Source organism: Paraburkholderia fungorum (genome assembly GCF_900099835.1).
Classification (GTDB): domain Bacteria; phylum Pseudomonadota; class Gammaproteobacteria; order Burkholderiales; family Burkholderiaceae; genus Paraburkholderia; species Paraburkholderia fungorum_A.
In genome coordinates, this window is record NZ_FNKP01000002.1 from 2,967,497 (window position 1) to 2,980,123 (window position 12,627).

Annotated in this window: 11 protein-coding genes; 9 read left to right on the plus strand and 2 right to left on the minus strand. The window is 61.8% G+C overall.

What is annotated here, in order from left to right:
* Positions 1-36: 36 nt before the first annotated feature.
* Positions 37-1,242, plus strand: coding sequence for a sodium/glutamate symporter (gene gltS, locus BLS41_RS29240; protein ID WP_074770960.1), 1,206 nt, complete (start codon positions 37-39; stop codon positions 1,240-1,242).
* Positions 1,243-1,255: 13 nt separating this feature from the next.
* On the opposite strand, the gene BLS41_RS29245 is transcribed toward gltS, so the two are convergent.
* Both BLS41_RS29245 and BLS41_RS29250 read right to left on the minus strand, forming a co-directional pair.
* Complete coding sequence (locus BLS41_RS29245; protein ID WP_074770961.1) at positions 1,256-2,449, minus strand: phytanoyl-CoA dioxygenase family protein; 1,194 nt, start codon at positions 2,447-2,449, stop codon at positions 1,256-1,258.
* A gap of 328 nt (positions 2,450-2,777) precedes the next feature.
* On the minus strand, positions 2,778-4,178 hold the full coding sequence (locus BLS41_RS29250) for a GntP family permease (protein ID WP_074770962.1): 1,401 nt from the start codon (positions 4,176-4,178) through the stop codon (positions 2,778-2,780).
* A gap of 310 nt (positions 4,179-4,488) precedes the next feature.
* On the opposite strand from BLS41_RS29250, the gene BLS41_RS29255 reads away from it, so the two are divergent.
* From BLS41_RS29255 to BLS41_RS29290, 8 genes are all read left to right on the plus strand, one after another.
* Positions 4,489-5,958 (plus strand): sigma-54 interaction domain-containing protein, encoded by a 1,470-nt coding sequence (locus tag BLS41_RS29255; RefSeq protein WP_074770963.1) that lies wholly within the window; start codon positions 4,489-4,491, stop codon positions 5,956-5,958.
* Positions 5,959-6,050: 92 nt separating this feature from the next.
* Positions 6,051-6,317, plus strand: a complete 267-nt coding sequence (locus BLS41_RS29260) for a hypothetical protein (protein WP_074771252.1) — start codon at positions 6,051-6,053, stop codon at positions 6,315-6,317.
* A 517-nt stretch (positions 6,318-6,834) separates the two neighbouring features.
* Positions 6,835-7,038: a hypothetical protein gene (locus BLS41_RS29265; RefSeq protein WP_074770964.1), complete on the plus strand. Its 204-nt coding sequence runs from the start codon at positions 6,835-6,837 to the stop codon at positions 7,036-7,038.
* A 155-nt stretch (positions 7,039-7,193) separates the two neighbouring features.
* Positions 7,194-8,393 (plus strand): serine hydrolase domain-containing protein, encoded by a 1,200-nt coding sequence (locus BLS41_RS29270; protein WP_074770965.1) that lies wholly within the window; start codon positions 7,194-7,196, stop codon positions 8,391-8,393.
* A 122-nt stretch (positions 8,394-8,515) separates the two neighbouring features.
* Positions 8,516-8,812, plus strand: coding sequence for an H-NS histone family protein (locus BLS41_RS29275; RefSeq protein ID WP_074770966.1), 297 nt, complete (start codon positions 8,516-8,518; stop codon positions 8,810-8,812).
* A gap of 628 nt (positions 8,813-9,440) precedes the next feature.
* Positions 9,441-9,965: a formaldehyde-activating enzyme gene (gene fae / locus BLS41_RS29280; RefSeq protein ID WP_074770967.1), complete on the plus strand. Its 525-nt coding sequence runs from the start codon at positions 9,441-9,443 to the stop codon at positions 9,963-9,965.
* 71 nt (positions 9,966-10,036) lie between these two features.
* Positions 10,037-11,074 (plus strand): aldo/keto reductase, encoded by a 1,038-nt coding sequence (locus BLS41_RS29285; protein WP_074770968.1) that lies wholly within the window; start codon positions 10,037-10,039, stop codon positions 11,072-11,074.
* Positions 11,071-12,510, plus strand: a complete 1,440-nt coding sequence (locus tag BLS41_RS29290; RefSeq protein WP_074770969.1) for an NAD-dependent succinate-semialdehyde dehydrogenase — start codon at positions 11,071-11,073, stop codon at positions 12,508-12,510. Before BLS41_RS29285 ends, BLS41_RS29290 begins: the two co-directional genes overlap by 4 nt.
* The last annotated feature ends 117 nt before the right edge of the window (positions 12,511-12,627 follow it).

A 12,627-nucleotide genomic window follows, 5' to 3' on the forward strand; every position in this document is an offset into this window, starting at 1 on the left:
TACGTCGGCACCTACGCTCACCATTCGGGGTGATTCATGAATGTCGGAGTATTCGCAACCCTGGTCGCCACATCTTTCGTGCTGCTGCTCGGCGAAAAACTCGTCCAGTGGATCGCGGTCCTGCGGACCTACTCGATTCCCGCTCCGGTGGTCGGCGGCCTGCTCGTCGCGCTTGCTGTCCTGTTGATCAGGCTGGTTTCGAACGTGCCGGTGCGCTTCGATTCCGCGCTGCAAACGCCGCTGATGTTCGCGTTTTTTTCCACCATCGGTCTCAACGCGAATTTTTCCAGCCTGAAAGCGGGCGGTCCCGTGCTGGTCCGTTTTCTCGCGCTGGTCAGCGGGCTGCTGATTCTGCAGAACGTGCTGGGGTTGGGGCTGGCATTCGCGCTCGGCGTCGATCCGCTGTTCGGTTTGCTGGGCGGCTCGATCACGATGTCCGGCGGACATGGAACGGGCGCCGCGTGGAGCCAGATCTTCGCCGAACATCACGGATTGCAGTCCGCCAGCGAGATCGCCATCGGCTGCGCGACGTTCGGCCTGGTGGTCGGCGGCGTGCTCGGCGGTCCAATTGCGCGCTACCTGATGCGCAAACTCGGCGATAAGGAACGGCAGCGGCTCAGGCAGCAGGAAGCGGAACAAACGCTGGTCTTCGAAGAACCCAAGGCCGAGCAGCCGACCACGCCTGCCGCTTTCATCACCACGCTCGCGTTGATCTCGGTGTGTCTGACCTTGGGCGAGATCGTCGCCGACTGGCTGGCCGGAACGCCTTTCGAAATGCCGACCTTCGTTTGCGTGCTGTTTATCGGCGTGATTCTGAACAATGGGTTGCCGTTTGTCGGCGTGAAAATTCCGCAGCATGCGGTCGCGCTGCTGGGCAACGTCAGCCTCGCGCTTTTTCTGGCGATGGCGCTGATGAGGCTCGACCTCTGGGAACTCGCCGGACTGGCGCTCCCCGTGCTCACGATCCTCGCTGGACAAACCGTGCTCACGGCGGTCTATATCGTCTTCGTGACTTTTCCCGCGATGGGCCGCGACTACGACGCGGTCGTGCTGAGCACGGCGCAATGCGGGCTGGGGATGGGCGCGACGCCGACCGCCATCGCGAACATGCAGGCGGTGACGCATCGCTTCGGCCATTCCCATACGGCGTTTCTGATTGTGCCGATGGTCGGCGCGTTCTTCATGGATATCGTCAACGCGATCGTGATCAAGCTGTTTCTTATGCTGCCGTTTTTCCGTTGACGAAGCATCACGCTCAGGCTTCCCTTCGCGACGCCTGTTCGCGGATCGCCGCGCAAAATCTGTCGACGTTCCACGTTTCGTGAAGCGCGCGAGCAAACAGATCCTGCTGACTCTCGGGAGCGAGGCCGCCGAGCGGCGGGTCGCGGTCGAGATTCGTCGGAAACGGATAGCCTTCGGCACATGACGCCACCGCCGCATCGACTTCGGCTTGCGTCATGCTCGACGTCACTACGCATTCGCGTAAGACCGGATACAGCGCCTCACACATCTTCGCGCGATTCAGCGATTCCATCGCGCGGCCATACGCCGATGAAATCTGCAAAAGATTCGCCATGCGCTGCACCGACGTTGTCCTGTTCGTGCCGGCTGCGTGAAACAGCGCCGGGCTGAAAAAGATCGCATCGCCCTTTTCAAGCGGCAACTGCACGAAGTGCGTCTCGAAGTAATCGCGGAAATCCTCGCGACGCCACGCGAGATAACCCGGCGCATATCGCTGCGAAAACGGCAGCAGTTTCGTCGGGCCGCTTTCCACGGGCATGTCGCTGTGAGCAACCGCGCCCTGCAGCGTGAGAAAGGGCGACATTGTGTGAACGTGCGGCGGGTAGCGCTCGGCTTGCGCGACGGTCTGGAAACCGAGGTGATAGTCGCGATGTGCCTGTTGCGCCTGTCCGCCGGGGCGAACGACATTCACTTGCGACGTCACCTGAAAGTGCGGCCCGAGCCATGCCTCGGCGATGCCAGCCAGCACCGCGTTCGAATAGTAGCGGGCGAACACCGACGGAGCGCGTAGACACAGCTTCTCCTGCGCGTTCCAGATGCGATCGTTGGCACCCGCCTTGGCGAAATGATCGGCGGCTGCAGCACCGGCTTCGCGCTCTTCGCGGATGATCGATTCGAAGACCTGGGTGGCGTCGTCGACGGCTGCGGTGTCGGTATAAACGTGTTTGAGCACCAGCACGCCCGCGCCGCGATTCAACACGTCGGCCCACTCGGCCTGCAATTGCGCGCGATGCGGTGCGCTGTCGAGCGTGTCGCGGAGCGCGCGGCAGTCGTACAGCGGGATGTTCTCGCGTAGATCGGCCGCGAACTTCAGATTAGTGTCTTCGGGCTGCGACTGGAGTACGGCGACAAAGCCCTGAAGTGAGCAGTCACGCTCTCTGTACCAATGGGTCGGCGGCGTTTCGTGGCGCGAGTCGGTGCGGCTCATGGTGTCTCCCCATCGGTGGATTGTCTGGTGTCAACAATAGTCCTCCGACGCGCGGTTGCGTAAGCCTGAATCCCTCAGAAACACCTCGCATACCGAGTCACACCGGTTCGACGGCCAAAAAAAAGCCGCGGGCAGATTGCCGCGGCTTGAACACACACGCCGACCGATGAGGTGCCGACGTCCAATAAAATCCTAGCGATGCGTCAGCGTTGAAACAATCGGGTTTCTCGTCTGACGTTTTATCGCCGTGCGCAAAGGCTCATGTACACGGCGTGGCAAGAAAAATTTTCGCGCGGATGTTGTAAAAAACCAAGCGCGCGAGCCGCTGTTAAACCAGCCCGGTCATGTAATACACCGCGATGACGAAGAACACGGCCAAGGTCTTGATGACCGTCACCGCGAAGATGTCGCGATACGACTGACGATGCGTCAATCCCGTCACCGCCAGCAGCGTGATCACCGCGCCGTTGTGCGGCAGCGTGTCCATCCCGCCGCTCGCCATCGCGACCACGCGGTGCAGCACTTCCATCGGAATCTGCGCGGCTTGCGCGCCCTTGATGAACGTGTCGGACATCGCCGCGAGCGCGATGCTCATGCCGCCCGACGCCGAACCCGTGATCCCCGCCAGCGTGCTGACCGACACCGCCGCATTGACGAGCGGATTCGGAATGCTCTTGAGCGCATTGCTGACCACCAGGAAGCCCGGCAGAGCGGCAATCACGCCGCCAAAGCCGTATTCCGACGCGGTATTCAGCGACGCCAGCAGCGCACCCGCCACCGCAGCCTTGGTGCCGACCGCAAAACGCTGGCTCACGCGTCCGAACGCTGTGACCACGACCATGATGATGCCGAGCAGCAACGCGCCCTGCACGGCCCAGATTGCGACCAGGCTCTTGACCGTGGTTTCGACCGGCGCATGCAGACCCGGCAGGATGTCCGGCGTGATGGTGTACGTCGCGCCGTACCAGGAGGGAATCCAGCGCGTCAGCAGGAAGTTCGCGACGCCGACCACGATCAGCGGTGCAACCGCCAGCAGCGGATGCGGCAGTTGCTTCGATTCGACGCGTTCCGGCTCGTTGACCAGATCGGTGCCATAGCCTTCGCCGGTTGCCATCGCCGCACGACGACGCCATTCGAGATACGTCAGACCGACCACGATGATGAACAGCGAGCCGATCACGCCGAGTGCGGGCGCGGCCCATGACGTCGTCTTGAAGAACGTGGTCGGGATGATGTTCTGGATCTGCGGCGTACCCGGCAGCGAATCCATCGTGAACGAGAAGGCGCCGAGCGCGATTGCCCCGGGCATCAACCGCTTCGGAATATTGCTCTGGCGATACAGCTCGGCGGCGAACGGATAAACTGCGAACACCACCACGAACAGCGACACGCCGCCATAGGTGAGCAGCGCGCACACCGCGACGATCACCGCATTCGCGCGCGACCGGCCGATATAGCGGATCGCGGCGGCGACGATCGATTCCGAGAAGCCGGACAGTTCGATGACCTTGCCGAACACGGCGCCGAGCAGAAACACCGGGAAGTACAGCTTCACGAACCCGACCATCTTGTCCATGAAGATGCCGGTGAACACCGGCGCGACGGCGGCGGGTTCGGTCAGCAGAACGGCGGCGAGCGCCGCGATCGGCGCGAACAGAATGACGCTGTAGCCGCGATACGCGGCAAACATCAGAAACGCCAGTGCGGCGAGGACGATGACAAAGGACATTGGGTCTCCAAAGCTTGGTTGTTCTACGTGTAAGCCATCCTGATCATGCGACGGCCCGGCCCCTCAAGTGCTGGCTCCGTGCCGCGCAAGCCGCTTTGTCTAATGCGTTGATTGCACAGGCCAAAGCTGAAATACGAGATTCGGCCGATTGTACCCAAACGTCTCCAAAACGGGACGCAATTTAGCTGAACATAAGCTGAACTGAGGTTAAACCCCTATAAAACCGGCCTATTGACTGTCTCTCTAATGAGATAAGCTGTCTACAAAACGAGACAGCCTGATTAGAACAATATCTGGAGACCGCGACAGCATGATGAACGACTGGGCCGGCGTGCCTGCCAACTATGGCGATGTATTGCGCCGGGCGATGGACTCGCTTTTCCGCACATTCGAAAATTTCAGCGAAGGCACGTTTATCGTCGACGCCGACGCGCGCGTCGTCTGGATCAACAAGCGCTATGCGGCGCGATTCGGCTTTTCCGATCCGCAGCAGGCAGTGGGACGCGATTGCGAAGCGGTGATCCCCAACAGTCTGATGCGCGAAGTCGTGAACACCGGTAAGCCGATTCTGCTGGACATCATGGAGACGGATCGCGAGCCGCTCGTCGTTACCCGCTTGCCGCTGAAAGACGATGCGGGCGCGACGGTCGGCGCGGTCGGCTTTGCGCTGTTCGACGAACTGAAGGCGCTGACGCCGTTGTTTTCCCACTATTCGCGCGTGCAGGAAGAGTTGATCGCCACGCGCCAGTCGCTCGCTCAGGCGCGGCGGGCCAGATATACGTTCGGCAGTTTTGTCGGCACGAGCGCGGCGAGCCTCGAGGTGAAGCGCCAGGCGCGACGCGCGGCGCAACTCGAATCGCCGGTCTTGCTGCTGGGTGAAACCGGCACCGGCAAGGAGTTGCTCGCGCATGCGATCCACGGCGGCTCGGCGCGCGCGAATCAGCCGCTGGTGACAGTCAACGTCGCGGCGATTCCAGATACCCTGCTCGAAGCCGAATTCTTCGGCGCGGCGTCCGGCGGCGCGGATCAGAAAGGGCGGGTCGGCAAGTTCGAACTGGCGAACGGCGGCACGCTGTTTCTCGATGAAATCGGCGATATGCCGCTGTCCGTCCAGGGCAAATTGCTGCGAGTGCTTCAGGACAAGGAGTTCGAGCCGCTCGACTCGAACCGGATCGTCCACGCGGATGTGCGGATCATCGCCGCCACCTCCGCGGATCTGCCCGCGCTGGTCGCGGCGGGACGTTTTCGCGCGGATCTGTTTTATCGGCTGAACGTGCTGACGATCCACGCGCCCGCATTGCGCGAACGCACGTCCGACATCGAGGCGCTCGCCTACGCCATGCTGGAAGATCTGTCGACGCAAACGCGCGGCGGCAGTCACGTGGAGCTTCATGACGACGCGTTGCGGGTGCTGTGCGCCTATGCGTGGCCGGGCAATGTCCGCGAGTTGCGCAATACGCTGGAGCGGGTCGTCATGCTTTCGGACAGCGAGCGGATCGACGCGCAGGCGCTGGCGTCGTTTCTCGGGCCGGTGCAAGGCAGCACGCATGCGGGGCGGGTCGCCGCCATGCCTTCGCCGACGCCCGCGCCGACTATCGCGTCAGGCGTCGTCGCCGACGAACCCGCGTTGTGGAGCGACGCCATGGCTACCTTCGAAAAGCGCTTCCTGATCGACGCATTGCGCGCGAATGGCGGCCGCGTGATCGACACCGCCAGCCAGATCGGCATGGGCCGGGCTACGCTTTACAAGAAGATCGCGGCATACGGCATCGGCGTTTGAAAGTCCCGCCAGCCCGCGACGGCGAATGACGCAGCGCAATGTCCGCGTGGCACAATCGCGAGATCGAAAAACAAGACGTATCGGGGCATCAAATGAAACGCACTTTCTCCTCTTTTGCACGCCGCGCCTGCTGCGCCACGCTGGCTGCGGGCGCGCTCGCGTCTGCGCTGGGCGGTTGCAGCAGTAGCCCGCCGCTGTTTCTGTCCGACGGCAGGCAAACCACGCTGGTTCAGTGCCCCGCCGGTTCCGACAATTGCTCGCAGCAGGCCACCGCGAGCTGTGGCGGCGCGTTCGATGTCGTCCGCCAGACCACCGATAACGGCACGCTCAACTTGATTTACGCCTGCCGCACAAAATAACGAAACGCCAGCGCAATGCTGGCGTGGTGGATTAAGGTTAACCCGTATTTTCTCTATTCAGTCCGCTATAACGGCGGACCTGTCGATTCCTCCCCAGATTCCCCGTATCGCCCGCCCCAGCGCGTATTAATTCAAACGACGGCCATTGGCGCACGCGCATATCCGTCATAAATATCTGTGCGTAATATGCATCCGTACTACGGGTAGTATGCGTATCAGATACCAAGGCGGCTTTGGCTTTAAGTCACGAGCGTTGATGCGTATTAAATAATCAGCCGCTTTTTCGTCATTGCACGAGGGTCGGTGCGGAAACCAACGGAGCGCTGATTGTCCCGGCAGTAATCTCTATTTACGGGTTCGGGATCAAACATAAACGCAGGTTTTTCCGCTTTTTTTAGAGACGGAAAAACATTCAAGCATAATTTTCCGTTCCGGTAAGAGTGACATCCATTGCGGCACGTTTCATGCATAGAGAATTCGACTTTGCATTAATTCAATGAGAATGACGGGGATAGCAATGAATCATCATCAACTCGAAAAAGATATTCAGCACCTGGAACACGTGATTTCGCATATTTCCGCTGAAGACCGAATCCCGCTGTCCTACTGGCGTAGCCGTATCGAACTGGTGTCCGGCGCGGTGCGGGTGCCCGCGCAGGCCAGCCGGGTCAAACGTCTGACCGCCGCTCTTTCGGCTCTGGAGAATCGGCAGAAAGCCTGATTGCCGGCTTGAATGTGCAGGTTGCGGTGGCAGTGGAGTGCAGTCGTGTAACCTTCGGCGACGTAACGTTTTCTGCAAGAATGACGGAACGTAACGTGTGAGCGGGCAGTCGGGCCGCGTGTCGGGGGTCTCTCCATCCACTGAACAGGACAAACATGCAAGCAGCAGGATTTTCCGCGCTCCGTCTCACCACGTTGACCAACGCCATGCAGGGTTATGTGGAGCGCGGCGAAGTTGCGGGAGTGGTGTCACTGGTATGGCGGCGTGGCGAGATCGGCTATTTCGAGCCGCTCGGTTTGCGCGACGAAGCCGCGCAGTTGCCGATGGAGCGCGACACGCTGTTCCGCATCGCATCGATGACCAAACCGGTGACCAGCGTCGCGATCCTGATGCTGGTCGAAGAAGACCGGCTGGCGCTCGACACGCCGGTTTCGCTATGGCTGCCGGAGCTGTCCGGGCTCAGCGTGCTGCGGGACCCCGCCGGTGCGCTCGACGAAACCGATCCGCTGAAAGCGCCGATCACGGTGCTCGATCTGCTGACGCATCGCGCCGGCTTTGCCTATCACTTCACGGCAACCGGCCCGCTCGCCGACGCCTATGCGGCGACGTTCAACGGCTTCGAAGCGCACGGCGACCCGAGCGCCTGGCTGCGTCGCATCGCGCAATTGCCGTTGATGTTCCAGCCGGGCTCGCGCTGGCATTACGGCGTCGCCACCGACGTGCTAGGTGTGCTGATCGAACGGGTGAGCGGCATGTCGCTCGCCGATTTTTTCCGCACGCGTATTTTCGAGCCGCTCGGCATGCGCGATACCGCGTTCTGGGTCCCCGAGGCGCAGCTTTCCAGGCTGGCCGCCGCATATAACGTCGATCCGGCCACCGGACGGCGCGTGGTCGAAGATCACGCGGCGGACAGCCGCTGGGCTAATCCCGAACGCTTTCAGAGTGGCGGCGGCGGACTGGTGTCGACCGCGCAGGACTATCTGCAATTCGCACAACTGCTGCTCGGACGCGGGCGCCTCGATAGCACGCGTTTGCTGTCGCATCGCTCGGTCGATCTGATGCGCTCGAATTTCCTCACGCCCGAGCAACGCCGCGTGCTGGCGTTCGGGCGTCCGATCTGGGCTGGGCAGGGTTTTGGCCTGGGCCTCTCGGTGGTCGACGATCCGGCGCAGCAGTTGCCGCTCGGCTATCGCTCGACCGGTTCGTTCGGCTGGCCCGGCGCGTACGGCACCAGCTGGTTTGCCGACCCCGTCGAAAACCTGATCGGTTTGATGCTGATCCAGCGCCGTTCGATGGACGCATTTCCGATGTCCGTCGATTTCGAACGCCGCGTGTACGATGCCATTGACGACTAAATGCGTCAGCTGTTGCAACTGACAATCCAGCATCGCGCGCAGTTGCGTTTTTTTCTATCCGGCGGTTTATTCGTCTGATAGTGTCCGCACTGCAATTCGCCAAACCGATGGGAGCATCCGCCATGGCCTCGTACAAACAACTGACTGCGCAACTCGAAAAACTCCACAAGGAAGTCGCAGTGGCCCGCGAAAAGGAAATTGCGCAGGCGATTGCCGACATCAGGCAGAAAGTTGCCGAATACGATCTGACTGCCGAGGAATTGGGCTTTACGACCGAGCACAAACCGGCGCGTAAAGCGGCTTCGGCGTCGGTTGCGAAGTATCGCAATCCGAAAACTGGTGAAACGTGGAGTGGCCGGGGCCGCTCGCCGAGTTGGCTCGTCGGTAAAAATCGCGAGCGGTTTCTGATTGAAGCGTGAAAGCGCTTTATTGCGTACGGCGGGTTTATCAGGCTCGCGGCACCTGGCCTGTTGCATAACGGGCTGAATCAGAAGTGATGTTTTATGTGGTTTATTTCGCACCGCAACGTAGGTCCCGAAAACACTCACCTTTCGCGTGAGCGGGCATGCGGAATATCGGATTTTCCTGTCAACGGCACTCAGGCGCGTTTGTTTCGGTGAGCCTGGTTTTGTCGCGCGACGCACCGTCCCATTTGATACATACGCTTCGTGCTGCGGCGGCGCGCGTTCCCGACGGAATCCGCGTGAGCCCTTGCTGCAGGGCGTTTCAGCGCTTCGCAATAAAGCGCCGTCGGACCTTTTGACGGTTTCCGACCGACTTCCTCACGCTCAACGAATAAACAAAGCCCACGCGGCAGGTGCGTGTACGAAGGTCCTTTGCATTCACCTTTGGCGGCCGCCAGGAAGCCGATCACGGCGCGTCCCGAAAACCCTCACCTTTGCGATTTCTCCCTGACGCGCGTCGCTCTGCGCTCGGGGCAAACCCGGAGTTGAGTTCGCCTCATACCCCGGATCAAAACTCATCGATACATGGTCGCGGAGGTCGAACGCCACAATCGGTCATCCATTCAACTTCGACGGAAAGACCATGAGCGTATCGACGGACAAACAACTCTTTATCGGCGAAGGATTCGAAGGCCCGGGCGTCAACCTCGCGCATATCAACGTACTGGTCGGCCCGCGCAACGGCCCGGCAGGCCAGGCTTTCGCCACTGCGCTCGCGACCCCGTCGGCAGGCCACGCACCGTTCGTCGTGATCGCGCGACCCGGCGTGCCGACCAAGCCGCTGACGCTCTATGTGAACAAGGCGCAGATCGGCAGCGACTTCCACGGCAACGCGACGTGGGGTGCATCGCAGGCGGGCATCGCCAGGGCGGTGGCCGAGTCGCTGGAAAACGGCACGTTGCCGCCCGAAGCGGAAAACGATTGGGTGGTGGTGTCGGCGAACTGGGTCAACCCGTCGACCGACGATCTCGACGCCGTCTTCGACAACAACTACCGCGCGTGCAAGAACGCGATTCTCGCGGCGATGAAAGGCCTGCCGCATCGCGATGAAGTGTTCGCCGCCGCGCGCGACGTATCGAATCCGTTCTACACCCCGAAACAACGTTAATTGCGTGCCGCGCGGCGCGCTAGGTTGTGCCGTCCGCGCTGCTGGATGCGACCTGGAAGGAGACAAGCATCATGGAATACATTCGCCTCGGCCAGTCCGGTCTGAAGGTTTCGCGTCTGTGCCTCGGCACGATGAACATGGGCACGCCGCAATGGAAGCCCTGGATTTTCGACGAAGCGCAAAGCGAGCCGATCGTTCGCCATGCGCTCGACGCAGGCGTTAATTTCATCGACCTCGCCGATTTTTATTCGACCGGCGTCGGCGAAGAAGTGGTGGGCCGCATCCTGAAGCGCTCGGCGCGTCGTGAGGAAATCGTCGTGGCGACCAAGGTCGGCTACGACATGGGCACGTATCAGAACGCGGGCGGCCATTCACGCAAGCACATCATGGACGGCATCGACGGATCGCTGAAGCGGCTCGGCATGGATTACGTCGATCTGTACATGCTGCATTTCTTCGACGTGAATACGCCGGTGGAGGAGACCATGGGCGCGATGAACGACATCGTGCGCGCGGGCAAGGCCCGTTATATCGGCGTGTCGACGATGTACACGTGGCAGCTCGCGAAGATCATCCAGGTGTGCGAACGCAATGGCTGGCACAAGCCGGTCAACATGCAATTGCAGTTGAACCTCGCGTATCGCGAGGAAGAGCGCGAAATGATTCCGTATTGCCAGGATCAGGGCATCGGCGTGTCGGTGTTCAGCCCGCTCGCGCGCGGCCTGCTCACCTGCGACGCACACTCAACGCGCAATCAGACCGACTTCTTCACCGCGCAAATGTACGGCGATGTCGCGTCGCGTGAGATCGCGGCGTCGGTGGCGCGCGTGGCGGCGCGGCGCGGCGTGTCCGCTGCGCAGATCGCGCAGGCGTGGGTGCTCAATCATGGCGGCGTCGCGAGCATGCTGGTCGGCGCGGATACCCCCGCGCAATTCGACAGCGCGCTGGCCGCGCTCGGCACGACGCTTTCCGCCGACGAACTGTTCGAACTCGAACGCAACTACACGCCGTGCGATCTGATCAACGATTACACGGCCGGCCGCCGCGTGGCCCGCGAGCCGCGCGCCGCGCAAGGTACGTTCGACGAAACGCTGGAGAAAGCCGCATGAACGAATTTCTCCGCACAGGGCACTACATCGGCGGCGAGTGGTACGACAGCGCGAGCACGTACCCCGTGTTGAATCCGGCGACAGGCGAAGTCATCGCGCAAGTCGCGAAAGGCGGCGCGGATGAAACCGCGCAGGCCATCGCGTGCGCCGCGAAAGCGTTCCCCGCGTGGCGCGCGCTCACGGCGAAAGAGCGCAGCGTGCGCGTGAAACGCTGGGGCGAGTTGATGCTCGAGAATCGCGACGCGCTCGCCGAACTGTTGTCGCTCGAACAAGGCAAGCCGCTGGCCGAAGCGCGTGGTGAAGTCGGCTACGCGGCGAGCTTCTTCGAATGGTTCGCCGAAGAAGGCAAGCGCGCGTACGGCGACGTGATCCCGAGCCCGAATCCGAACGCGAAGATCATCGTGACGCGCGAGCCGGTCGGCGTGGTCGCGGCCATCACGCCGTGGAATTTCCCGCTCGCGATGATCACGCGCAAAGCCGGTCCCGCATTGGCGGCCGGTTGCACGATGGTGCTCAAGCCATCGGAGGAAACGCCGTTGTCGGCCTTCGCGCTGGCGGTACTGGCCGAGCGCGCGGGCATTCCGGCGGGCGTGCTCAACATCGTGTCCGGCGATGCCGTCGCGATCGGCGGCGTGCTGACCGCATCCGACGTGGTGCGCAAACTGTCGTTCACCGGCTCGACGCGCGTCGGCAAGCTGCTCGCGAAGCAGTCGGCGGATACGCTGAAGAAGCTGTCACTCGAACTCGGCGGCAATGCGCCGTTCATCGTATTCGACGACGCCGATCTCGACGCCGCCGTACAGGGCGCGATGGCCTCGAAATTTCGCAATACCGGGCAGACCTGCGTGTGCGTGAACCGCTTCTACGTGCAGGACGGCATTTACGACGCGTTCACGTCCGCGCTGACCCAGGCGGTGCGCAAGATGCGCGTCGGCAATGCGTTGCAGGGCGACGTCGAGCAGGGTCCGCTGATCAACCGGGCGGCGTTGAAGAAGGTCGAAACGCACGTCGCCGATGCGTTGCAGAAAGGCGCGAAGGTGTTGACCGGCGGCAAGCCGCACGCGCTCGGCGGCACGTTCTACGAGCCGACCGTTCTCGCCGATGCGTCGCGTTCGATGTTGATCGCCGAAGAGGAAACCTTCGGGCCGGTCGCCGCGTGCTTCCGCTTCGAAACGGAACAGGAGGTCATCGCTGCGGCGAACGACACGCCGTTCGGTTTGTCCGCGTATTTCTACACGCGCGATCTGGCGCGTGCATGGCGCGTCGGCGAGGCGTTGGAGAGCGGCATGGTCGGCATCAACGAAGGCATTCTGTCGACTGAGGTTGCGCCGTTCGGCGGCGTCAAACAGTCGGGCCTGGGCCGCGAAGGCTCGAAGTACGGGCTCGATGAATACACGGAACTGAAGTACATGATGATGGGCGGCCTCGGACGCTGATCTTCGACCTGTGCCGCCGTCGTCAGTGCTTGCAGTTGTGGGCAGCATTGGCGGCGGCACCACCAGACGTAGCGGCAACGCGCTCGCAACGCCCGGCGATTCATACCAAATATGGAG

What these genes read in the sequence shown, in the direction of transcription:
- BLS41_RS29270 (WP_074770965.1), top strand. Translation starts at nt 7,194, where the DNA reads ATGCAAGCAGCAGGATTTTCCGCGCTCCGTCTCACCACGTTGACCAAC.
- BLS41_RS29275 (WP_074770966.1), top strand. Translation starts at nt 8,516, where the DNA reads ATGGCCTCGTACAAACAACTGACTGCGCAACTCGAAAAACTCCACAAG.
- BLS41_RS29250 (WP_074770962.1), bottom strand. Translation starts at nt 4,178, where the DNA reads ATGTCCTTTGTCATCGTCCTCGCCGCACTGGCGTTTCTGATGTTTGCC.
- BLS41_RS29260 (WP_074771252.1), top strand. Translation starts at nt 6,051, where the DNA reads ATGAAACGCACTTTCTCCTCTTTTGCACGCCGCGCCTGCTGCGCCACG.
- BLS41_RS29245 (WP_074770961.1), bottom strand. Translation starts at nt 2,449, where the DNA reads ATGAGCCGCACCGACTCGCGCCACGAAACGCCGCCGACCCATTGGTAC.
- BLS41_RS29285 (WP_074770968.1), top strand. Translation starts at nt 10,037, where the DNA reads ATGGAATACATTCGCCTCGGCCAGTCCGGTCTGAAGGTTTCGCGTCTG.
- BLS41_RS29265 (WP_074770964.1), top strand. Translation starts at nt 6,835, where the DNA reads ATGAATCATCATCAACTCGAAAAAGATATTCAGCACCTGGAACACGTG.
- BLS41_RS29255 (WP_074770963.1), top strand. Translation starts at nt 4,489, where the DNA reads ATGATGAACGACTGGGCCGGCGTGCCTGCCAACTATGGCGATGTATTG.
- BLS41_RS29290 (WP_074770969.1), top strand. Translation starts at nt 11,071, where the DNA reads ATGAACGAATTTCTCCGCACAGGGCACTACATCGGCGGCGAGTGGTAC.
- fae (WP_074770967.1), top strand. Translation starts at nt 9,441, where the DNA reads ATGAGCGTATCGACGGACAAACAACTCTTTATCGGCGAAGGATTCGAA.
- gltS (WP_074770960.1), top strand. Translation starts at nt 37, where the DNA reads ATGAATGTCGGAGTATTCGCAACCCTGGTCGCCACATCTTTCGTGCTG.